At 39.1% G+C, this 21,954-nt stretch carries 20 protein-coding genes, 1 pseudogene and 1 other annotated feature; of the genes and pseudogenes, 15 read left to right on the forward strand and 6 right to left on the reverse strand.

All coding sequences use genetic code 11. The features are described from left to right. Positions 1-245: 245 nt before the first annotated feature. Together ccpA and tyrS are read left to right on the forward strand one after the other, a co-directional pair. Positions 246-1,243: pseudogene (gene ccpA / locus LFLEISCH_RS02410) on the forward strand (catabolite control protein A). Between the two features lie 59 nt (positions 1,244-1,302). After that, positions 1,303-1,495, forward strand: a binding site (T-box leader). A 54-nt stretch (positions 1,496-1,549) separates the two neighbouring features. Then, entirely contained in the window at positions 1,550-2,809 is a 1,260-nt protein-coding gene (gene tyrS, locus LFLEISCH_RS02415; protein ID WP_007472660.1) for a tyrosine--tRNA ligase, read from the forward strand. Positions 2,810-2,849: 40 nt separating this feature from the next. Here tyrS and LFLEISCH_RS02420 read toward each other — a convergent pair whose 3' ends face one another. From LFLEISCH_RS02420 to LFLEISCH_RS02430, 3 genes are all read right to left on the reverse strand, one after another. Then, entirely contained in the window at positions 2,850-3,197 is a 348-nt protein-coding gene (locus LFLEISCH_RS02420; protein ID WP_007472661.1) for a YxeA family protein, read from the reverse strand. A 184-nt stretch (positions 3,198-3,381) separates the two neighbouring features. Then, positions 3,382-3,984 carry a 30S ribosomal protein S4 gene (rpsD, locus tag LFLEISCH_RS02425; RefSeq protein ID WP_007472663.1) on the reverse strand — a complete coding sequence of 201 codons (603 nt, stop codon included), beginning with the start codon at positions 3,982-3,984 and terminating at the stop codon, positions 3,382-3,384. Between the two features lie 210 nt (positions 3,985-4,194). Next, positions 4,195-4,683 (reverse strand): GAF domain-containing protein, encoded by a 489-nt coding sequence (locus LFLEISCH_RS02430; RefSeq protein ID WP_007472664.1) that lies wholly within the window; start codon positions 4,681-4,683, stop codon positions 4,195-4,197. 215 nt (positions 4,684-4,898) lie between these two features. Between LFLEISCH_RS02430 and LFLEISCH_RS02435 the strand changes: the two genes are divergently transcribed. The 9 genes from LFLEISCH_RS02435 (at position 4,899) to argF (ending at position 14,990) form a co-directional block, all read left to right on the forward strand. Beyond that, entirely contained in the window at positions 4,899-6,596 is a 1,698-nt protein-coding gene (locus LFLEISCH_RS02435; RefSeq protein WP_007472665.1) for a septation ring formation regulator EzrA, read from the forward strand. A 344-nt stretch (positions 6,597-6,940) separates the two neighbouring features. Next, the gene (locus LFLEISCH_RS02440; protein ID WP_007472666.1) at positions 6,941-8,077 is read left to right on the forward strand and encodes a cysteine desulfurase family protein; all 1,137 of its coding nucleotides are present in this window, start codon (positions 6,941-6,943) and stop codon (positions 8,075-8,077) included. Beyond that, positions 8,077-9,288, forward strand: coding sequence for a tRNA uracil 4-sulfurtransferase ThiI (thiI, locus tag LFLEISCH_RS02445; protein ID WP_007472667.1), 1,212 nt, complete (start codon positions 8,077-8,079; stop codon positions 9,286-9,288). Before LFLEISCH_RS02440 ends, thiI begins: the two co-directional genes overlap by 1 nt. 20 nt (positions 9,289-9,308) lie before the next feature. Then, positions 9,309-9,755, forward strand: coding sequence for a GtrA family protein (locus tag LFLEISCH_RS02450; RefSeq protein WP_007472668.1), 447 nt, complete (start codon positions 9,309-9,311; stop codon positions 9,753-9,755). Positions 9,756-9,900: 145 nt separating this feature from the next. Beyond that, positions 9,901-10,914, forward strand: coding sequence for an N-acetyl-gamma-glutamyl-phosphate reductase (gene argC, locus LFLEISCH_RS02455; RefSeq protein WP_007472669.1), 1,014 nt, complete (start codon positions 9,901-9,903; stop codon positions 10,912-10,914). Positions 10,915-10,929: 15 nt separating this feature from the next. Beyond that, a complete protein-coding gene (gene argJ, locus LFLEISCH_RS02460; protein WP_007472670.1) occupies positions 10,930-12,129 on the forward strand; it encodes a bifunctional glutamate N-acetyltransferase/amino-acid acetyltransferase ArgJ in 1,200 nt (399 codons plus the stop codon). Between the two features lie 12 nt (positions 12,130-12,141). Next, the gene (gene argB, locus LFLEISCH_RS02465; protein ID WP_007472671.1) at positions 12,142-12,915 is read left to right on the forward strand and encodes an acetylglutamate kinase; all 774 of its coding nucleotides are present in this window, start codon (positions 12,142-12,144) and stop codon (positions 12,913-12,915) included. Continuing rightward, positions 12,890-14,026, forward strand: a complete 1,137-nt coding sequence (locus tag LFLEISCH_RS02470) for an acetylornithine transaminase (protein ID WP_007472672.1) — start codon at positions 12,890-12,892, stop codon at positions 14,024-14,026. The genes argB and LFLEISCH_RS02470 overlap by 26 nt, the downstream gene beginning before the upstream one ends. 4 nt (positions 14,027-14,030) lie before the next feature. After that, entirely contained in the window at positions 14,031-14,990 is a 960-nt protein-coding gene (gene argF / locus LFLEISCH_RS02475; RefSeq protein WP_007472673.1) for an ornithine carbamoyltransferase, read from the forward strand. Between the two features lie 215 nt (positions 14,991-15,205). Here the strand turns inward: argF and LFLEISCH_RS02480 are convergent, their stop codons facing one another. Further along, complete coding sequence (locus LFLEISCH_RS02480) at positions 15,206-16,006, reverse strand: NAD kinase (protein WP_007472674.1); 801 nt, start codon at positions 16,004-16,006, stop codon at positions 15,206-15,208. Between the two features lie 300 nt (positions 16,007-16,306). On the opposite strand from LFLEISCH_RS02480, the gene tpx reads away from it, so the two are divergent. The 3 genes from tpx (at position 16,307) to LFLEISCH_RS02495 (ending at position 19,204) form a co-directional block, all read left to right on the forward strand. Then, the gene (tpx, locus tag LFLEISCH_RS02485) at positions 16,307-16,804 is read left to right on the forward strand and encodes a thiol peroxidase (RefSeq protein WP_007472675.1); all 498 of its coding nucleotides are present in this window, start codon (positions 16,307-16,309) and stop codon (positions 16,802-16,804) included. A gap of 182 nt (positions 16,805-16,986) precedes the next feature. Then, complete coding sequence (locus LFLEISCH_RS02490; protein WP_007472676.1) at positions 16,987-17,997, forward strand: class I SAM-dependent methyltransferase; 1,011 nt, start codon at positions 16,987-16,989, stop codon at positions 17,995-17,997. A 10-nt stretch (positions 17,998-18,007) separates the two neighbouring features. Then, positions 18,008-19,204, forward strand: a complete 1,197-nt coding sequence (locus LFLEISCH_RS02495; RefSeq protein WP_007472677.1) for an acetate kinase — start codon at positions 18,008-18,010, stop codon at positions 19,202-19,204. A gap of 52 nt (positions 19,205-19,256) precedes the next feature. Here LFLEISCH_RS02495 and LFLEISCH_RS02500 read toward each other — a convergent pair whose 3' ends face one another. Then, a complete protein-coding gene (locus LFLEISCH_RS02500; RefSeq protein WP_007472678.1) occupies positions 19,257-19,715 on the reverse strand; it encodes a universal stress protein in 459 nt (152 codons plus the stop codon). Positions 19,716-20,002: 287 nt separating this feature from the next. On the opposite strand from LFLEISCH_RS02500, the gene ald reads away from it, so the two are divergent. Beyond that, positions 20,003-21,133 carry an alanine dehydrogenase gene (ald, locus tag LFLEISCH_RS02505; RefSeq protein WP_007472679.1) on the forward strand — a complete coding sequence of 377 codons (1,131 nt, stop codon included), beginning with the start codon at positions 20,003-20,005 and terminating at the stop codon, positions 21,131-21,133. A 43-nt stretch (positions 21,134-21,176) separates the two neighbouring features. On the opposite strand, the gene LFLEISCH_RS02510 is transcribed toward ald, so the two are convergent. Further along, a complete protein-coding gene (locus tag LFLEISCH_RS02510; RefSeq protein WP_007472680.1) occupies positions 21,177-21,890 on the reverse strand; it encodes a GntR family transcriptional regulator in 714 nt (237 codons plus the stop codon). Between the last annotated feature and the right edge of the window lie 64 nt (positions 21,891-21,954).

A 21,954-nucleotide genomic window follows, 5' to 3' on the forward strand; every position in this document is an offset into this window, starting at 1 on the left:
AATTGGCTTTCTAATGGTTTCATTAGGAAGCTTTTTTTGTTTGAAAAAAGTAAGCCTTTTCATGCTTAAATCACTATATTTTATATTATTTGATGCTTTTTTAATATGAAAATTAATGAAAAACAGAAGCGAAAACAATTGCATAACACAAATGAATACTGTATGATTAAGTGAAGGTAACAATGTTTACGTTTACATTGGAAGCAACTTGCTTCTTTAAATATTTTTTTGGAGTGTGAATAAAGATGAATGTGACCATTTATGATGTTGCACGTGAAGCGAATGTATCAATGGCAACTGTATCACGTGTCGTGAACGGAAATCCGAATGTTAAACCAGTAACTAGAAAAAAAGTATTAGATGTGATTAATCAACTTGGTTATCGTCCAAATGCTGTAGCACGAGGACTTGCAAGTAAGAGAACTACCACTGTTGGGGTCATTATCCTGATATTTCAAACGTATTTTATGCAGAGTTAGCACGCGGGATTGAAGATATTGCGACGATGTATAAATATAATATTATTTTAAGCAGTTCAGATGAAAATGAAGATAAAGAACTTCAAGTTCTAAACACTTTATTAGGAAAACAAGTGGACGGAATCATTTATATGGGTGAAAAAATCACCGCTCAATTACAAGAGGAATTTGATCGCTCACCTGCACCTGTAGTACTAGCTGGAGCCGTCGATATGGAACAGAAACTTGCTTCAGTGAATATCGATTACCGAGAAGCTACAAAATCGGCAGTGGCGCGTTTTATCGCTAATGGCCATAAACAAATTGCATTTATCACAGGCTCGTTAGAAGAACCTGTTAATCGTGAATTTAAATTAGAAGGCTATAAAGATGCTCTTAAAGAAGCAGGGATTTCATATGATGAAACCTATGTCATTGAAGCAGATTATAACTATAATGCCGGCGTAAAAGCTTGGGAAGAGCTTTCTGGATTAAAATCTAGACCAAATGCTGCTATCGTGACCGATGACGAACTTGCTATTGGCGTTTTAAATGCCGCACTAGACGCTAATGTAAGTGTTCCTGAGGAATTAGAAGTGATGACAAGCAATAATACTAAATTAACTCTTATGGCGCGTCCGCAACTTTCTACAATCGTTCAACCGCTTTATGATATTGGAGCTGTTGCGATGCGTTTGTTAACTAAGTTAATGACAAATGAAGATGTAGAAGAGAAGACAGTTGTTTTACCACATAGTGAAAAATTACGCGGAACGACAAAATAAATTAGTTCTTGACGGACGAATTTAGATTGTGGTATAACTGAAACTATAATTAAATGATGTAAATGACAATGAATGGACGAAGTAATTCTTTATCCCTGTTTAAAAGAGAACCAGTGGGTGGTGGAAACTGGTACAAATAAAGAATGAATTACATCCTGGAGTCACGCTGCGCTGGATAATAGTGCGGCCGGTTAAAACCGTTAACGAATGAAGAACAAAAGTTGGGTGGTACCACGTTAATACGTCCCTTCGCTATTTTTAGCGGAGGGCTTTTTTATTGTCTAAAAAAAGAAAGAAGGTTATAAAATGAATATTATTGATGAACTTGAATGGCGCGGAGCCGTTTATCAACAAACTGATGAAGAAGGATTGCGCGAATTAACTAACAAAGAATCTATTTCCTTATACTGCGGCATTGACCCAACTGGAGATTCTATGCATATTGGGCATTTAATTCCTTTTATGATTTTACGCCGTTTCCAAGATGCAGGTCATAAACCCATTATTTTAGTAGGTGGGGCAACAGGGACGATTGGAGATCCTAGTGGTAAAAAAGAAGAGCGCAAGCTGCAATCGCTTGATCAAATCAACCAAAATGTAACAAGTTTACGCGCACAACTAGGTCAAATTTTTGACTTCGAGGGAGATAGCGCGGCTACTATGGTCAACAACTATGACTGGACAAAGGATTTATCCGTACTGGATTTTCTAAGAGATTTTGGGAAAAACTTTAATGTGAATACCATGCTCGCCAAAGATATCGTAGCAAGCCGTTTAGAGGTCGGTATTTCATTTACAGAATTTGCTTACCAAATTTTACAAGCGATGGATTACAATCATTTATATGAGCATAACGATTGCCGCTTACAAATTGGTGGCTCAGATCAATGGGGGAATATTACAGCTGGACTTGATTTAATCCGTAAAAAACAAGGTGAAAACGCTAAAGCATTTGGGTTAACTATTCCGCTTTTAACAAAAGCAGACGGAACGAAATTTGGGAAAACAGAAGGGGGCGCCATTTGGTTAAACGCAGAAAAAACAACGCCCTATGAATTTTACCAGTTTTGGATTAATACAGATGACCGTGATGTAATTAAATACTTGAAATATTTCACGTTTTTATCTCAAGAGGCAATTGCCGATTTAGCTCGTCAAGTGGAAGAAGAGCCGCATTTACGTGCAGCGCAAAAAACACTTGCTGCTGAGATGACCAAATTCATTCATGATGAGGCAGCGCTCGAACAAGCGATTAAAATTTCAGCTGCGCTGTTTAGTGGTGATGTGGCAAGTTTAACGGCAGCAGAAATTGAACAAGGGTTTAAAGATGTTCCGACTTTTGTTTCGAAAACAGAAGAAGTGAAACTCGTTGACTGGCTTGTTGAGCTTGGTATTGAGCCATCTAAACGGCAATCGCGCGAGGATATTTCAAATGGTGCCATTTATATTAACGGAGAGCGTATCCAAGACTTGGATAAAATGATTGGAGAAGCTGAACGTATTGAAGGGCAGTTTACGATTGTAAGACGCGGGAAGAAAAAATATTTCTTAGTTCGTTACGCATAATAAAAAGGCATTTCACTGTAAAAACGTGAAATGCCTTTTTTTAATTTACCTTTGCTTGCGCTTTTTCAGGTATATCTGCTTTTTTTACTTCTTCGTAGGAGGTCACACCTTTTACTGGCTTCGTATAAATTTTTAAGTAGGCACCTTTACGTAAGTTTTTAATAGCTGAAAAATCTAATTCTTTTTCTTCTCCGTCTTTTGTAAAGCCAGGAAGTGAGTAGTTATATCGTGTTGAGTCTGCATGTTCATTTTCCCTTACACCATCTTCTGTAATTTTGGTGTAGTAGGTTTCTGTACCAATACGGTTATAATTTATAAAGTAGTAACCACCGCCGATTAATAAGGCTAAAACTGCGACAGTGATAATAGTGCCCCAAAGTGCTTTCATTAAAATACCAACTTTCTTTTATTTATTATATATGTAGTATAGCAAGTGAGGGCGGGGGATTCCCTCGATTTAGATGACAATCTGATTTTTTTGCCTTACAGTTTTGAAAGTCTATCAAAAGGTTGGCATTAAAAAAATCCCTTTGCACGTCGCAAAGGGATTTATCTGAAAGTTCATTGGACGATTAACGAGAGTAGAACTCAACGATAAACGCTTCGTTAATTTCAGCAGCAAGTTCAGAACGCTCAGGTAGACGGTTTAGAGAACCTTCTAATTTATCAGCATCAAATGTTACGTACTCAGGTACGAAACTAGATACATCTAAGCTTTCAGCAATTGCAGAGTTTTTAGCAGATTTCTCACGAACACCAATTACTTGACCAACAGAAACTTGGTAAGAAGGGATGTCAACGCGTTTTCCATCTACTAAAATGTGACCATGGTTTACAAGTTGACGAGCTGCACGACGAGTGCGCGCAAGACCCATGCGGTAAACCAAATTGTCAAGGCGTTGTTCAAGTAAAATCATGAAGTTTTCACCATGTTTACCTTGAAGTTTGCCAGCTTTGTTGAACGTATTTTTAAATTGACGTTCAGTTAGTCCATACATATGACGCAATTTTTGCTTTTCAGCTTGTTGCAAACCATATTCAGACATTTTTTTACGTTGGTTAGGACCATGTTGTCCTGGAGCGTACGGACGACGCTCTAATTCTTTACCAGTACCAGAAAGTGAAATCCCAAGACGACGGGAAATTTTCCAGCTTGGACCAGTGTATCGAGCCATTAAAGACTCCTCCTTTTAATTTGTTTTTTGGCATAAAACAAACGAGTTTGCATAACTACTAGGGCAGTTTACCTTCATATATCTTCACCTATGCAGCCGCAGGGTTACACAATATACCACAGTAATCTGGGGATAAACAACTTACCAGTAGCTTGTCAAACAAGCTGCATTTTACACGCTATCTAGTATAGTACAAAAATTACTGTATTGTCAACTGATTTCAGCGATAAGAAGGTCTCTTATCTTTTCAAGCCACTTTTGATCTGTTGCGTCAAATCGAGAGGTAACCGGACTATCAATATCCAAAACGCCAATCATCTTGCCATTTTTTGACAGAGGAATAACGATTTCAGATTGACTTGCCGAGTCACAGGCGATATGTCCTGGAAAGGCGTTTACATCATGTACGATATAGGTTTTTTGCTCTTTTAGGGCGCTGCCGCATACACCACGGCCGTTTGGAATCCGAATGCAAGCTGGAAGGCCTTGGAATGGACCTAAGACAAGTTGATCGGCTTCTTCTTCATATAAATAAAAGCCAACCCAATTAATCGTGTCTAAAGCTTGATTTAAAAGGGCGGAAACATTGCTTAAATTGGCGATGAGATTTTCTTCACCTTGAATAAGGGCTGCCACTTGTTTGTGTGCGAGTTCATAATTTTGCTCTTTTGTACCTTGAAATTTTGGAATTTCAATCATGTTTTCACCACATTTCTATGTCGATTTATGAAAGAAGTATAGCATATTTTAAAATATTGCTTCTACTAGAATGACTTTTTTTGAAAAAAATAGAGTTTACGGGGGTAAAATTTTGTAAATCATGGTAGAATAAGGGATGGATTAAGTCGTGCCTAGCACTTTACATAGGGCTTTTAAAAATTTCGTACATCACTTGTTGAATGGGAGGATTTTGGATGTTTTATTATATTTTAATTGCGTTTATTATTATTGTCATTGCTATTTTTGGCACTGGCTATTTGCTTAAAAAGAAGCATTATACGCGCATTAATACGCTTGAGGAGCAAAAATTAGCGCTTCGTGAACGGCCTGTCATTGAAGAGCTTTCAAAGGTTAAAAAATTAAAGCTTACAGGTCAAACTGAAAAATTGTTTGAATCTTGGCGTAGTTCATGGGATGAAATTGAAACGCGTCTTTTCCCGGACGTAGAAGAAGTTTTAATGGAAGCGGAAATGAATACGGATAAGTATCGCTTTGGTACTGCGACGCAAAATGAAAATGATTTGGAGCAGATGCTTGTCACGATTGACCGCCAAATGAATCAGATTTTAAATGGTCTAAAGGAACTTTTAACAAGCGAGGAAAAAAATGCGAAGGAAAGTCGGGCGACGAAGGAAAAGTTAGCTGAGATGCGTCGTATTATCCTAACACAAGGTTTTAAACTTGGTGGAACGCTTCCAAGATATGAGACGGAACTTAATGAGGCGGCAGATAAAATTAACCGCTATGATGAGTTGACGGATCAAGGGGATCATTTAGAGGCTCGTGAAATTATTATTTTAGCCAAAAAAGATTTACAGCTTTTAGAAGATGAAATGGATAAAACACCGAAATTACTTCATGAAACGGAGACTGTTCTACCTGATGAGTTAGCTGATTTAAAGCAAGGATATTTGGAAATGGTCGATGGCGGCTATTTTTTAGAGCAGCTTGAGTTTGAAAAGGAACATATTCGTTTATCTGAGCAGGTGAAAAAGGCGAATGAACGTGTTTTAAAAGGGGAACTTTCGGATGCGGAAACGTTAATTACGGAAATACATACGGAAATTAATTTATTTTATGATGCACTGGAACAAGAAGTTCATGCTAAGAGTTTTGTTAGTGAAAATCGGTCGCCGGTTTCTGATAAGCTTGAAGCACAAATGGAATTATCAGCGAAGCTAGCGGAGCAAATTACGGAAGTGAAGGAAACTTACCATGTTTCGGAAGAGGAACTGGCTAATTATCTGGAAACTTCGGCAGCGTTAGCAGAACAAAAAGAGAATTTTAGTCATACCCTTATGAAGTTAAATGAACAAAAATTGGCCTACTCTGTTATTCAGGATGCGCTAAAAGAGATTGACGAAAGATTACTCCAAATTGCTATCGAACAAGATAAGATTAGTGAAGATTTGCGCTCGCTCAGGAAAGATGAAATTGAGGCGAGAGAAGATGTTGAACGGATGAAACGTCAAATTGTGCAGCTGAACCGCAAAATTGATCGGGCACGTCTTCCTGGGGTCCCGACTGAATATAAGGAACTTGAAACACATATGTATGATGCACTTTCGAAAATGGAAGAGAGCTTGAGTGATCGCCCACTTAAAATGAAGACAGTCTCTAAAAACTGGCAAACAGCGAAAGAAGATTTAGAGCATATTTCTGGAAAAGCAACTGAAATTGTTGAAAATGCAGCACTTGTTGAGTCGGTCATTCAATATGCGAACCGCTACCGGATGGATGACAAGGAGCTAGACGAGGAACTTGTTAAAGCAGAACAGCATTTCTACAAAGACTTTCAGTATAAAAAAGCCCTTGAAATTGCCGTTACGGCTCTTGAAAAAGTAGAGGTTGGGGCATTTAAGAAAATTGAAAAGGCATTTTCTGAGGAGTAAACATTATGTTTACTCCTCAGTTTGTAGAAAAACTCAAAGTTTTCGCAAAACAAAACGACACACACCAAAATCAGGCTGCTGACAAATGGTGAGATTCTAGGCAGAGACGAGTACCGAAGTGGAGCGTACTCGAGTACGTGAACCTCGGAACGGAGGCAGCTAACAACGAAGATTGCCGTTTGTCAGCAGTCTGAGGAGTAAACGTTATGTTTGCTCCTCCTTTTATTTTCAAAACATGACTAAGCGCTTGACAGGTGTGGTAAAATAATGAAGGACAAACTAGGCGGATAAATGGAGGAATCCTTTTTAGAGCCTAGCATAACGTATAGGAGGCATATGTCCGAATGATTTATTTTGATAATAGTGCAACGACCAAGCCACATGCGGCAGCACTTGAAACATATACAAAAGTAGCAACGCATTATTTTGCGAATCCTTCTTCTTTGCATAAATTTGGGCAAAAAGTGCGTGATCTTCATGAAGAGGCAAGAAAACAAGTGGCGGCGCTTATGTCTGTTCGCTCTGAAGATATTATTTTTACATCAGGTGGAACCGAAAGCAATAATCTAGCTATTAAGGGGATTGCTCGCGCCTATCAAAATCGTGGGAAACATATTCTCACATCAAAAATTGAACATCCTTCCGTCAGTAATGTTATGAAAGAACTGGAAGAGGAGGGTTTTCAAGTTACTTATTTACCCGTTACCAAAAGCGGACAAGTAAGAATTGATGATATAAAGGAAGCGCTTCGAGAAGATACCATTTTAATATCGATTATGCATGTGAATAATGAAGTCGGATCAATCCAACCCATCGCTGAAATTGGCGAATTACTAAAAGAGCGGGAACTACCATTTTTCCATGTTGATAATGTCCAAGGTTTTGCTAAAAAAGAGCTTGTGCTTTCACAAATCGATGCGATGTCGATTTCTGGACATAAGTTACATGGGTTACGCGGAACAGGGATTTTATATAAAAAAAGTACCGTCAAACTTCATCCTGAAATACTTGGCGGCGGGCAGGAATTTGGCCTTAGAAGTGGGACAGAGAACACGGCGGGCATTGTGGCTCTGGCAAAAGCAATGCGGCTTTCATTAGAAGATTTTGAGAAAAAGAGTAGTGAACTAACAGCACTTCGAGATTATCTACTCGAACAACTGGAAAAGCTTGACGGCGTGACGGTGCATACGGATGCGTTACACTCAGCACCGCACATCATTTGTTTTTCGGCTAAAAATCACCGGGGAGAAGTATTAGTGCATGCTCTTGAGGAAAAAGAGGTTTTTGTTTCGACCACAAGTGCCTGCTCTTCGCGCGCGAAGCTAGAAAGCAGTACACTACACGCGATGGGCGTCTCGGGTAATCAGGCGACGGGCGCTATTCGGGTTAGTCTTTCGTATGACAATACGAAAGCAGAGGCGGAACAATTTATTTATTTTTTAAAAGAAATTTTACAAAAAATTAACGAAGTGGTGAAATAATGGAATTCGAACGTATTTTAATTCGTTACGGCGAATTATCAACAAAAGGTAAAAATCGGAAACAATTTGTGGCTAAGTTAGCAACCAATGTGAAACAAGCCATTAAAGACATGCCAGAAATTAAAGTGCACGGAGAACGTGACCGCATGCAACTTTATTTAAACGGAGCCAGTCATGAGAAGGTGACAGAACGTCTTAAACCTATTTTTGGCATTCAGTCGTTTAGTCCGGTTGTTAAAACCGAGCTTGATGTGGCGGCGGTAAATGAGGCGGCGTATGCGCTTGTTCGTGAACATCATAAGGAAAATGGTACTTTTAAAGTGGCGGCTAGGCGTAGTTTTCGTGATTTCCCTCTTGATTCTAGTGAATTAAATCAAGAAGTGGGCGCTTTTGTTCTTCGGAAAATAGAAGATTTAACGGTTAATGTGAAACAGCCAGATTTAAAACTAAACGTTGAAGTCCGTTCAGACGGTGTGTTTTTATCCTGTGCGACGATTTTAGGGGCTGGTGGTTTGCCTGTTAGTTCTTCAGGGCGTGCGATGCTAATGTTGTCTGGTGGAATTGATAGTCCGGTTGCTGGTTATCTTGCGATGAAACGCGGGGTTGAGGTGGAGGCGGTTCATTTTCATAGTCCGCCGTATACGAGTGAGCAAGCCAAGCAAAAAGCAATTGATTTAGCGCGAAAAATCGCTAAATATAGTGGCCAGATTCAAATGCATGTGGTGCCCTTTACAGAAATTCAAGAAACGATTAAAAAGCAAGTTCCAGAAAGCTATATTATGACGGTAACACGGCGTATGATGCTTCTGATTACCGATGCTCTTAGACGTAAACGAAACGGCCTTGCGATTGTGAATGGTGAAAGTCTCGGGCAGGTGGCGAGTCAAACACTTGAAAGCATGTTAGCGATTAATGCGGTGACAACAACGCCGATTATTCGACCGGTTGTTTCTATGGATAAAAATGAAATTATTAAAATTGCGCAAGAGATTGACACTTTTGAGCTGTCCATTCAACCGTTTGAAGATTGCTGTACAATTTTTACACCAACAGCGCCGAAGACAAAGCCAAAATTGGAAAAAGTGGTTCATTATGAAAGTTTTGTAGATTTTGATGCCTTAATTGAAAAAGCATTGAATGGGATTGAAACATTCCCTGTTGAAGTAGCGGAAATGGCAGAAGTGAAAGATGAATTTGCCGACTTATTTTAATTAGAAAGTGAGGCGCCTCTATGGAAAAGCTAAAAGAATGGCTGATTCAAAAAATACCGTGGTACACAGAAAAAATTCATAGTATTCTTATGTATCTTGTTATGGGCGTCTTCACAACTATAATCAACATTGTAGCGTTTTGGCTTTTGGCTTCCTTTTTCGAGTGGGATTATCGAATTGCTAATACGATTGCTTGGATAGTGTCTGTCTTATTTGCTTATGTAACGAATAAAAAATATGTGTTTGTGAGTTATACGCCAACTTGGCGCGATAAATTGGCGGAAGTGAGTTCATTTTTTGGTTTTCGTTTTATCACCTTTTTAATTGATATGGCTTTCATGGTACTATTCATCGATGTTTTCATGTTGAATGAAACTTGGGCGAAGATTTGGGTAAATATAATCGTTCTGGTTCTCAATTATGTGTTTAGCAAATGGCTTATTTTTAAAATAAGAAAACCTAATTAATAGAAAAAGCTTTAAATAAAAGTTATGACTTTGTTTAAAGCTTTTTTTATTTTTCTAAAATTTATAAAAAACCGTTTGACATTATAAATATACAATATTATAATGAGTATTAATATTTCGAAAATCATTTTAAAGGGGGATTAAAATGAACATATCCATCGTTGGAGCAAGTGGTTATAGTGGTTTGGAACTTATTCGTATTTTGCATAATCATCCATATGTCACAATTGCTTCTATACATAATTATTCAAATGTGGGTATGAAAATAAATCAACTTTTCCCACATTTAACAGATATCTATGAAGCTACTTTAGAAGAAGTGATTCCTGAACAGATTATGGCACAATCAGATTGCGTATTTTTTGCTACTCCTTCTGGTGTATCGAGTCTGGCAGCCATACCGTTTATAAAAGCTGGGTTTCCAGTTATTGATTTATCAGGCGATTTTCGTTTAGACGCGGAAAGTTATTCGAAGTGGTATAGCAAAACGCCGGCGGATGCCGTTTATTTAGAAAAAATGGAATATGGTTTAGCGGAGTTTCGGCAAAATGTGGAGGCGAAGTGGATTGCTAATCCGGGTTGTTATGCGACGAGCGTGTTACTACCACTTCTTCCGATTGTAAGTGAGCAACTGGCGAGTGACACCTTTATTATTGATGCCAAGTCAGGTGTTTCGGGAGCAGGCAAAGTACCGAATTCGGCCAATCATTTTGTAAATGCGCATGATAATCTCGCTTTATATAAAATCAATGCACACCAACATATTCCAGAAATTGAACGATATTTAGGTGAGAAATCCCCGAAATTTCAATTTTTGACCTCTCTTTTACCACTGACTCGCGGCATTATGTCAACCCTTTATTTACCGCTCACAAAAGCGGGAGCAAGGCGAAGCATTGAGCTTTTAGAAGAAACTTATGCCACAAAGACTTTCGTTCGGATACAACCAGATGGACAACTTCCGACAATAAAGCAAGTAGTAGGCTCTAATTTTTGCGATATCGGCCTTACTTACAACGAAAAAACGGGCATCTTAACTATCGTTTCCGTGCTCGATAATCTTGTGAAAGGGGCGGCAGGTCAGGCTGTTCAAAATTTAAATTTAATGTTTGGGATGGATGAGTCGACTGGTTTACTTCAATCGCCGATTTTTCCTTAGAAGGGGGAACTGGAAATGAAAGTGATAAAAGGAACGATTGCTTCGCCGAAAGGATTTTATGCGGACGGGAAACACGCGGGGCTAAAACGGAAAAGAAAAGACATCGGATGGATTTTTTCAGAAGTAAAAGCCAGTGCAGCCGCTGTTTATACTACAAATCAAATTCAAGCAGCGCCCATCCAAGTGACGAAAAATGCGTTTAAACAAAGTGACACGCTTCAGGCGATTGTGGTAAATAGCGGAAGCGCCAATGCTTGTACAGGATCACGTGGCCTAGAGGATGCCTCTTATATGCAAAATTTTGCAGCTACTCAGTTAGGTGTTCAAAATGAAGAAGTGGCCGTTTGTTCCACAGGTGTTATTGGAGAATATTTAGCTCTTGATAAAATTACGGACGGAATAAGTCGTTTAGGTTTACAACACGGGCAAGCAAGTGATTTTGAAGAAGCGATTTTAACCACTGATACAAAGAAAAAACAAATCACCATACAAGAGATGATTGACGGAAAGTGTGTCACAATGAGCGGAGTCGCGAAAGGATCAGGAATGATTCACCCGAATATGGCAACGATGCTCGCTTTCGTGACAACAGATGCTACGATTTCAAGTGCGGACTTACAAATTTTGGTAAAAAAATTAGTGGATGAGACGTTTAATCAAATTACGGTGGATGGTGATACATCAACGAATGATACGGTGATTGTTATGGCAAATGGCCTAGCAAAAAATAAATCGCTCGTAGAAGAACATCCAGAATTTAGTAAATTTAAAGACATGTTGCGTGTTGTATTTGAACATTTAGCAAAAGCCATTGCAAGTGACGGGGAAGGGGCGACAAAACTTATCGAAGTGGCCGTTAAAGGCGCGACAAGTTCACTGGATGCTAGAATGATTGCGAAAAAAATTGTTTCATCAAGCCTAGTTAAAACGGCCATGTTTGGCGGTGACGCGAATTGGGGGCGAATCATTTGTGCGATTGGGTATTCTGGCGGCAGGTTTGCACCTGACTACATTTCGATTTCCGTAGGGCCCTACCAGATTTTAAACAAAAGTGAGGCTTGTATATACAGCGAAGAAGGGCTTCATACCTACTTAAATGAAACGGATGTGATTCGGATTGAAGCTGACTTGCATGTGGGGCTTGAAACTGGGCTTGCGTGGGGCTGCGATTTAAGTTATGACTATGTCAAAATTAACGCCTGCTACAGGACGTGAAGGAGTTATTTTATGGAAGATATCATTGTAGTAAAACTTGGCGGGGGAGCCAGCGAATCACTCGATCAAGCATTTTTTAATCAAATTCGAAAATGGCGTGAAGAAAATAAAAAAATTGTGATTATACATGGCGGTGGGCATGCCATTAGTAAAATGATGGAGCACCTAGGCATCCCTGTTCAGATGAAAAAGGGTCGGCGGATAACATCGAAAGAAACGCTTGATGTTTCGAAAATGGTGTTAATTGGGCAAGTCCAGCCTGAAATTTCCACTAAGTTTCAAAAAGAAAATATTCCTCTTATCGGGTTAAATGCCAGCAATGCCCATTTACTTGAAGCCGTACCAACTGATGACGCTGAGCTCGGATTTGTCGGCGAGATAAGCCGTGTCAATACGCACTTTTTACAAGAAATTTTAACTTTAAATGCCGTCCTTCTCATTGCGCCACTTGGTCTTGATACAAATCACAATTGGTGGAATGTCAATGCGGATGTAGCCGCATCAGCTGTAGCTTCCGCCTTAAATGCGGATACTTTTTATTTACTAACTGATGTGCCTGGTGTTAAAAAAGAAGGCACACTTTTAAAGGCGATTACCCCTTTTCAAATCCAGGATTTAATTGAAAAAGGAGACGTCTTTGGCGGCATGATTCCCAAGCTAAAAAGCGCTGTTGGTGCTTCGCAAAATGGTGTTCAAAAAGTATATATCACAAAGCAAATTGGGGTAGTTGGAACAGAAATAAAAAGGGAGGTGGGGCACAGTGACGCATTTATTTCCCACTTATAATCGTTTACCAATTGAACTTTCAAGAGGGAATGGAACAATCGTCTCTGATACACAAGGAAAAACTTATCTTGATTTCACAAGCGGTATTGGGGTTTGTAATTTAGGTCATGTGAACAACGAGGTGCATCAGGCGGTTAGCGCGCAACTGGCGCAAATTTGGCATACTTCGAATTTATTTTTAAACGAAAAACAGGAACGTGTGGCGGCGCTTCTTGCGAAAGATAATTTAACGTATACCTTTTTTTGTAACAGCGGAGCCGAGGCAAATGAAGCGGCGATTAAGCTTGCGAGAAAGCACACGGGGCGCAATCAAGTTATTACATTTCAACAATCATTTCACGGGAGAACGTACGGGGCGATGGCGGCGACAGGTCAGGATAAGGTGAAGCGTGGTTTTGGAGAAATGTTACCTGGTTTTAGTTATGCGCCATTTAATGATTTTGAGGCACTTTTAGCGTTAGTCACTGAAGATGTCGCTTGTGTCATGTTAGAAATCATTCAAGGAGAAGGTGGCGTCCATCCTGCAAATGAGGATTTTCTGAAGAAAGTCGAGTCACTTTGCCATCAAAACGGGACACTGCTAATTATTGATGAGGTTCAAACCGGTATGGGGCGAACAGGTTTTATGTATGCATACGAAGCATACGGGATTAAACCAGACATCATCACACTTGCTAAAGGACTCGGTAACGGTTTACCAATTGGCGCCGTCGTTGGGGATGAAAAATTATTTTCGTCTTTTTCAAACGGGACGCATGGTTCAACTTTTGGGGGAAATCAAGTGGTGCTTTCAGCTAGTGAGGTGGTGGTGAAGCAAATATCTGACGCGGCTTTTCTAGCGGATGTGCAGAAAAAGGCGACTTCTTTTAGGCAGAAATTAGATACACTGCTGACATATCCGGTCGTAAAAGATGTGCGCGGCAGGGGTTTTTTACTTGGGATTGAACTTCAAACGGATGCAGCCGAAATACTAGAAAAAGCACGTGAAAATGGTTTGCTGCTTTTAACTGCGGGAGAAAAAGTCGTAAGAATCATGCCACCACTCACGGTTTCAGAGGACGAGCTTGATCGTGCGTTTTTCATTTTACAAACTATTTTAAGAGAAGGGTGATTCGATGCAAGTAAAAGAGGAAAATACGTATGGAAAAGATATATTAACGCTTTTGGAATGGGAAAAAGAGGAGATTTTGGATATACTTACTCTTGCCCTAGATATGAAAACAAACCCCGCCGATTACAGCCATGCGCTTAGTGGGAAAATTCTAGGTATGATTTTTGATAAACCATCCACAAGAACGCGTGTATCGTTTGAAGCAGGAATGTTACAACTTGGCGGTCAAGCGATTGTAATGAATTCAAAAGAGCTTCAAATAGGTCGCGGAGAGCCGATTAAGGATACGGCAAAGGTGCTGGACGAATATTTAGATGCCATCATGATTCGTACCTTTAGCCATAAAAGTGTGGAAGAACTTGCGAGTTATGCAAAAATCCCAATAATAAACGGACTGACAGACGAACATCATCCTTGTCAGGCGCTAGCTGACTTACTAACTATTTTTGAAATTAAAGATCAATTTGATGGCGTAAAACTCGCCTATATTGGGGACGGGAACAATGTATGCCATTCACTTCTTTTAGCTTGTGCAAAAGTGGGGCTAGATATCACCTGTGCCACACCAGAAAATTATGCAGTGAATGGAGAAATCTTAGCACTAAGTCAACAGCTCGCAGAAAAAAGCGGATCGAAAATCATACAAACAACAGATGCAAAGTCTGCTACAAACGAGGCAGATTTTATCTATACAGATGTATGGACAAGCATGGGGCAAGAAGAGGAGAGCAAACTACGCTTACATGCTTTTTTGGAAAAATATCAAGTAAATGAAACGCTTGTGCGCTACGCAAAACCCAACTATCACTTCCTGCATTGTTTACCTGCTCATCGCGGTGAGGAAGTGACAAGTGAAGTGATTGACGATACCGAACATTCTCTTATATACCAACAAGCGGGCAACCGGTTACACGTACAAAAAGCACTGCTTCTGACAATTTTAAAAGGATCTACCAGTCGGTAGATCCTTTCAGACTGCTGACAAACGGCAATCTTCGTTGTTAGCGCCTCCGTTCCGAGGTTCACGTACTCGAGTACGCTCCACTTCGGTACTCGGCACTGCTAGAATCTCACCATTTGTCAGCAGTCTGATTTTGGTGAGAAGCGTTTTGTTTGGCGTAATCTTTGAGTTTTTCTACAAGCTGAAAGAATCTACCGACTGGTAGATTCTTTGTTTGATTATAAGAAATTGCGTTTTACTTTGTCCCAGAATGAATTATCAGGAAGTTTAATGATATTAATAAAGCGGTCTCCAACTTCTAAATGAATTTCATGAACATGTTGAATACTTAAGGCTTCACTGTCCATCCCAATTAACGGAAATTCATTATTTCCTTCAGAACCTAAAACAATTTTAAGCTTCCTTTTTGGACTTAAAATAAAGGAAGAACCTAGCGTTCTAAAACGGTTGTTGTTAAGTGAAGCTAGTTCACTTACTTGCATCGAAGGAAGAAGTGGATCAACAATGGACCCGTTAACAGATTTATTATAGGCTGTACTTCCGGTTGGTGTTGAAATAACCATCCCATCCCCGCGGAATGTTTCAAAGTGGCTTCCATTAATATACAAATCCATCGTAAGGGTCCGAATGATAGATGAACGAATGTTAAATTCATTTAAAACATAAAAGGCTTTAGTATTATTGACTGTTCCGTAAATCGTTGGGTATCTTCTAACAAGCCAGCGCTCTTCAGAAGCGGCTTTAATGATTTCATCTAATTGATGAATGTGGAAATCACAATACTGTCCAAGTTGTTCCGTAAGGGCGATTCCAGCATATAAACAATCCTGACGGTAGTTGGTTTCACGTACAGATTTTAGAAAAGCACCGTCACCGCCAATGCTGATGATTACAGTAGCTTTTTGATAATCTTCTGTTAGTTCAAAACCATAATCTGTCGTAATCTTCTTTAAGTCTTTCGCAATTTTGTGCAATTCCTCTGTTTTTCGGTAAGAAAAGTGGAAAATTTGTTTTGACATGTTTGTCCCTCCAGTGGCCATTTCAAAATTTAGAATAAAAACTTCCTTCTTATCATATCACGCTTTTCAAAAGATTGCTTTTTAAAACTGAATTTTTTAGCTGTCTCATTGTTTTTCTCTTGATACGCTAAACGTTAGATGCCGCTTTTACACCGCGAAAACAAGGAATGGCTGATATGATGAAAAAAACGGCGGTTGTGCATAAAAATTTAATTGCGCTACCGGAAAGCAGATTAATGGCTTGAAGCATTAAATTTCCTTACAATAGAGTAGTGTAGAAGGTTAAAGGAGGAGAAAGAGATGACAAATGTAACTTTTAAAGGGAATGCTGTAACGCTTCTCGGAAATGAACAAAAAGTGGGCGATATAGCGCCTGATTTCACCGTTTTAAATCGAGATTTAGAGCCAGTTACGCTACATGATTTTGATGGTTCGGTGCGTATTATTAGTGTCGTACCCTCCATTGATACAAGTGTGTGCTCGCAACAAACTCGACGTTTTAATGAAGAAGCAAGTGGTTTAGAAAATACGGTAGTTTTAACTGTTTCTGTTGACCTACCATTCGCTCAGAAAAAATGGTGTGCGGCGGAAGGCTTGGAGAATGTCATTACGCTTTCTGATCATCGCGACTTATCGTTTGGTAAGGCTTACGGCGTTGTCATGAAGGAGCTGCGTCTCCTTGCGCGTTCTGTATTTGTTGTAGACGCTGCGGGTAAAATTGTTCACGCGGAATATGTTTCAGAAGGAACGAATCATCCGGATTATGAAAAAGCCATTGAAAGTGCTAAAAAAGCCTGATTTAAAAACAGCTTCCTAAACAATTACGGGAAGCTGTTTTCCTGTATTAATTTTGTCTATAAACTGTATTAAAAACTGGACAAAAAAGCATTTTCTTTTAAAAGAAAATGCTTTTAAGTTCGCTAGAAATGCTGTATAATGTTTTGTGGTGTTAGTAATGAAAAAAATTCGAGGTGTTATTTTTGGCAAATACAGCAACTCCGGAAATATTTCAAGTGCTTGATGAAACAGCCATTATTTTGCAAAACGCGTTAGAAATGAGCTATTTGGAAGCGGTTTATGAAACAAGTGAGAATTTATTTCAGCATGAAGTTTTACAAAAAGATGAGCTTTCTTCTGAGCAAGTCGAAAAATTGATGGCTCAATATGAGAAGATTCAATTGGATGATTTTGCGCCAGAAGAAATTCGAAAAAGCTTTCAACTTGCACTTTTAAAAGGTATGAAACACGGAATTCAAATGAATCATCAAATGACGCCGGATTCTATAGGTTTTATTTTAACTTACCTAGTAGAGAAGGCTATGAAATCGAAAGAACAAATTGCGGTGCTTGACCCAGCTGTTGGGACAGCCAACTTATTAACCACCATGATGAACCAGCTTCATTTAAATGACAAAGTTGCTGTTACGGCTACTGGTGTGGAAGTCGATGATTTGCTTATTTCGCTTGCCCTCGTAAGTGCTGATTTACAGGGAATCTCGATTAATTTGCTTCATCAAGATGGGCTTAGCAATTTACTTGTCGACCCGGTTGATGTTGTCATTAGCGATTTGCCGATTGGATATTATCCAAATGATGCTCGCGCAGCGGATTTTGAATTGCACCGTGCAGAGGGACATTCATTTGCTCACTATTTATTTATTGAGCAAGGTATGCGCTATACGAAACCAGGTGGCTATTTATTTTTCCTTGTACCTGATGCAATGTTTCAAACAAGTGATTTTGCGAAACTGGATCGTTTTGTAAAAAAACACGGTTATATGCAAGGAATCATTAAATTACCAGATTCATTATTTAAGTCTGAAGAAGCACGAAAAAGCATTTTAATGTTACAAAAAGGCGGAGAAAATGTCCGCCCACCAAAAGAAGTTTTACTGGCCAATCTATCTTCACTTTCTGATTCGCGTGTGACAGCGCCAATCTTGGCACAGATTGAAGATTGGTTCCGTGAAAATAAACGAGAAGGGAATTGAACTAAAGAAAATGGAAAAAACAATTGCGATTAACGCTGGAAGCTCATCACTTAAATTTCAACTTTATGATATGCCATCTGAGGAAGTTATTACAAAGGGGATTGTAGAGCGTATTGGTCTTAAAGATTCAATTTTTACAATTTCTGTTGACGGAGAAAAAATCACAGAAACAACTGATATTCCGGATCATGAAGTAGCTGTTCAAATGCTTTTAGAAAAATTAATTTCTCATAACATTATTTCGTCCTACGATGAAATTACAGGTGTAGGACACCGTGTTGTTCATGGTGGAGAAAAATTCCCTGATTCTGTATTTATTGATGAACAAGTGATTCAAGACATCGAAGAACTTTCCGAACTTGCGCCACTTCATAATCCTGCTAACGTAACAGGAATTAAAGCCTTCAAAAAAATCTTACCAGATATTATTTCAGTAGCTGTTTTTGATACAGCCTTTCACCAAACAATGCCAGAAGCAAGCTATTTATACAGTTTACCGTATAGCTATTATAAAGATTTTGGCATTCGTAAATATGGTTTCCACGGAACAAGTCATAAATATGTTTCTGAGCGTGCAGCAGAACTTCTTGGACGCCCAGTTGAAGAACTTCGTTTACTAACTTGTCACCTTGGTAATGGCGCGAGTATCGCAGCTATTGAAGGCGGTAAATCAATGGATACATCCATGGGCTTCACGCCACTTGCTGGTGTTTCAATGGGAACACGTTCAGGTAACATTGACCCAGCACTTATTCCTTTCATTATGGAAAAAACAGGGAAAACAGCAGAACAAGTTTTAGATGTGCTAAATAAAGAGTCTGGTATGCTTGGTGTATCTGGAATTTCAAGTGATCTTCGTGACCTTGAACAAGAAGCTTCTAAAGGAAATGAACGCGCTGATTTAGCATTAGAAGTTTTTGTGGATCGAATTCACAAATATATTGGCTCCTATGCTGCTCGTATGAACGGTGTTGATGCGATTATCTTTACGGCTGGTATCGGCGAAAATAGCTCTTTCATTCGCGAACGTGTTTTACGTGGATTAGAGTTTATGGGCGTATACTGGGATCCGGCACTTAACCAAGTTCGCGGCGAAGAAGCATTCCTAAACTACCCGCACTCACCAGTTAAAGTAATTGTTATTCCAACAAATGAAGAATTGATGATTGCACGTGATGTGGAACGCATCAAAAGTAATCGTGCATAATAAAAAAGCGCCTTTCTAAAATTTAGAAAGGCACTTTTTAATTCATCTCATTTTATTCCGCGTATTCAGGTTCGTCATTTCTTACAACGAGAACATCGCAAGGGGAGTGACGAATAATGTATTCAGAAACACTACCAATAAGTAAACGTTCTACAGCATTTAACCCTGTTGCACCACACATGATTAAATCTGCTTGGAATGCTTTCGCGGCTTCTTTTGTAATCGCTGTTTTTGGAGACCCATATTCAATATATGTTTCTACTTTTGTAACGCCGCCTTTTAAAGCATCCTCTTTATAGCCACTTAATAACTCATCCGCATATTCCGTTGCTTTATCTGCCATGCTCGTATCATAGTTTGCCACCGATGAAAAAGCACGAGTATCAATGACATGAACAAGTCCAAGCGAACCATCATTTCGTTTCGCCACTTGAATCGCTTTTTGAAAAGCACGCTCCGCTTCTTTTGATCCATCCACCGCAACAAGCACTCGTTTGTATTGTTGTAACATAAAAAACCCTCCCAAGATTATTTTTTTCTATACCTTATATTTTACCCCTTTTTTTGAAAAACAACCATAAAAATCGTGAAAATTTTTAGATAATAAGAGGCGTTTTAAGTCGCTCGTTTTATCTAACAAAAGTTTGTGAGGGAAATCGCATAAAGGCAGGGCGTGAGCTGAAGAAAAAAATGTTAAAATTCGAGTTTTATTATTGCTCAATTTAGGAATATTGTGTTAAAATTTAAATGTAAGCGGTTAACATTAGGGCTATATCCCTACAAAAAGGAGAGATTGTAATGATTATTGGTGTACCGAAAGAGATTAAAAACAATGAAAACCGAGTAGCAATGACACCAGCAAGTGTACTTTCATATATAAATGCTGGTCACGCCGTTTTAGTGGAAAAAAATGCTGGCTTAGGTTCCAATTTCCATGATGATGACTATATTCAGGCGGGGGCGAAAATAGTAGCAACAGCACAAGAAGCATGGGATGCGGAAATGGTCGTCAAAGTAAAAGAACCCATTGCTTCAGAATATCAATATTTCCGTGAAGGCTTACTGCTTTTCACATATTTACATTTAGCTAATGAACCAGAACTAACAGAAGCTTTGGTTAAAAATAAAGTAAACAGTGTTGCGTATGAAACCGTAGAACTTGATGACCGATCGTTACCGCTTTTAAGTCCAATGAGTGAAGTGGCGGGACGCATGGCCACACAAATTGGTGCACAGTTCTTACAAAAAATAAATGGTGGCATGGGCGTCTTGCTTAGCGGCGTACCAGGCGTTGAAAGAAGTAATGTTACGATTATCGGTGGCGGTATGGCAGGTACAAATGCAGCTAAAATTGCAATTGGTTTAGGCGCAAAAGTGACAATCCTAGATTTAAATTTACATCGACTTCGCGAATTAGATGATATTTTCGGAAATGATGTTACAACGCTCATGAGTAATGATTTTAATATCGAAGAATCTGTGAAAAATTCTGATTTAGTCATCGGTGCCGTTTTAATCCCAGGAGCAAAAGCACCAAAACTTGTAAAAGAACACATGGTCAAACAAATGAAACCAGGCTCTGTTTTAGTCGATATCGCCATCGATCAAGGTGGTATTTTTGAAACAAGTGATCGTGTAACTACTCATGATAATCCTACGTATGAAAAGTACGGGGTTGTTCATTACGCCGTAGCAAATATGCCGGGTGCCGTTCCACGTACGTCTACAATGGCATTAACAAATGCTACACTTCAATATGGTTTAAAATTAGCCAATCAAGGTTTAATTCAAGCGGTAACAAATGATTTCCATCTTTATAAAGGTGTGAATACATTTGAGGGGAATGTAACGTATCAGGCGGTGGCGCGCGATTTAGGTTATGATTACAAAGAACTTAGCGCCCTTTTAAATAACACAACCGCTAAATAGTATCAAAAAAGTCGTGCTTGGCAAGTAGCCAAGCACGACTTTTTTATTGCTCACGGTGATCCAACATAATAAAACTACGCGTGTCATAACGATGTCTGGACCTAGAATATTCAATAGGCCGCCCATCTTTTAAATAAACCACTTGTTCCACTTCTAAAACAGGGTCATGCTCCTTGCAATCTAAATACATTTTATCATACTGAGACGGTTTATCAGCATTGATTTTCCGAAAAGCACCGCTAAGCACATAGCCAAGTGTATCTTTTAAATACGTATAAATCGAATGGTTTAAAATTTCTTCTGAAAGCCCGTGAACAAGATCAACCGGCATAATCGTATGTTCTAACACATAAGGTTTACCGTCTAATAAACGCAAGCGAATGATGGAATAGACAGGCTGATTTTTTTTAATTAAAAGTTGTTCTTGTGTTTTTTCATCGGGAAACAAAATTTGGAATTCAATAATTTGACTTGAAATATGCTCTTCGCCCATCATTTTCGTAAGCCCTTCATAATCGCGCAAACTAGCATCTTGCTTATTAATAAGCGCATTTTTCATGACAAAAGTACCTGCTCCCCGTTGCCTGTAAACGAGACCTTCCATCGCCAAAATATCAAACGCTTTTTTTATCGTCATCCGACTACACTCATATTCTTTACACAAACTCACTTGATCAGGTAATAGAGAATCAGGAGGGTAGATTCCAGCATTAATTTTTTCACGGATGCTTGTTGCAATCATTTCATATTTCAACATGTGCGCGCCTCTTTCCCTAAACATCTAGTCATTTTCAAGAAAAATTATAGCACACCCATTACTA

Origin of the sequence: Listeria fleischmannii subsp. fleischmannii LU2006-1 (genome assembly GCF_000344175.1) — a bacterium.
In the GTDB taxonomy this organism is placed as follows: Bacteria; Bacillota; Bacilli; order Lactobacillales; family Listeriaceae; genus Listeria; species Listeria fleischmannii.

Excerpts from the sequence above, each read along its gene's own strand:
- tyrS (WP_007472660.1), top strand. The coding sequence starts at position 1,550 with ATGAATATTATTGATGAACTTGAATGGCGCGGAGCCGTTTATCAACAA.
- LFLEISCH_RS02420 (WP_007472661.1), bottom strand. The coding sequence starts at position 3,197 with ATGAAAGCACTTTGGGGCACTATTATCACTGTCGCAGTTTTAGCCTTA.
- rpsD (WP_007472663.1), bottom strand. The coding sequence starts at position 3,984 with ATGGCTCGATACACTGGTCCAAGCTGGAAAATTTCCCGTCGTCTTGGG.
- LFLEISCH_RS02430 (WP_007472664.1), bottom strand. The coding sequence starts at position 4,683 with ATGATTGAAATTCCAAAATTTCAAGGTACAAAAGAGCAAAATTATGAA.
- LFLEISCH_RS02435 (WP_007472665.1), top strand. The coding sequence starts at position 4,899 with ATGTTTTATTATATTTTAATTGCGTTTATTATTATTGTCATTGCTATT.
- LFLEISCH_RS02440 (WP_007472666.1), top strand. The coding sequence starts at position 6,941 with ATGATTTATTTTGATAATAGTGCAACGACCAAGCCACATGCGGCAGCA.
- thiI (WP_007472667.1), top strand. The coding sequence starts at position 8,077 with ATGGAATTCGAACGTATTTTAATTCGTTACGGCGAATTATCAACAAAA.
- LFLEISCH_RS02450 (WP_007472668.1), top strand. The coding sequence starts at position 9,309 with ATGGAAAAGCTAAAAGAATGGCTGATTCAAAAAATACCGTGGTACACA.
- argC (WP_007472669.1), top strand. The coding sequence starts at position 9,901 with ATGAACATATCCATCGTTGGAGCAAGTGGTTATAGTGGTTTGGAACTT.
- argJ (WP_007472670.1), top strand. The coding sequence starts at position 10,930 with ATGAAAGTGATAAAAGGAACGATTGCTTCGCCGAAAGGATTTTATGCG.
- argB (WP_007472671.1), top strand. The coding sequence starts at position 12,142 with ATGGAAGATATCATTGTAGTAAAACTTGGCGGGGGAGCCAGCGAATCA.
- argF (WP_007472673.1), top strand. The coding sequence starts at position 14,031 with ATGCAAGTAAAAGAGGAAAATACGTATGGAAAAGATATATTAACGCTT.
- LFLEISCH_RS02480 (WP_007472674.1), bottom strand. The coding sequence starts at position 16,006 with ATGTCAAAACAAATTTTCCACTTTTCTTACCGAAAAACAGAGGAATTG.
- tpx (WP_007472675.1), top strand. The coding sequence starts at position 16,307 with ATGACAAATGTAACTTTTAAAGGGAATGCTGTAACGCTTCTCGGAAAT.
- LFLEISCH_RS02495 (WP_007472677.1), top strand. The coding sequence starts at position 18,008 with ATGGAAAAAACAATTGCGATTAACGCTGGAAGCTCATCACTTAAATTT.
- LFLEISCH_RS02500 (WP_007472678.1), bottom strand. The coding sequence starts at position 19,715 with ATGTTACAACAATACAAACGAGTGCTTGTTGCGGTGGATGGATCAAAA.
- ald (WP_007472679.1), top strand. The coding sequence starts at position 20,003 with ATGATTATTGGTGTACCGAAAGAGATTAAAAACAATGAAAACCGAGTA.
- LFLEISCH_RS02510 (WP_007472680.1), bottom strand. The coding sequence starts at position 21,890 with ATGTTGAAATATGAAATGATTGCAACAAGCATCCGTGAAAAAATTAAT.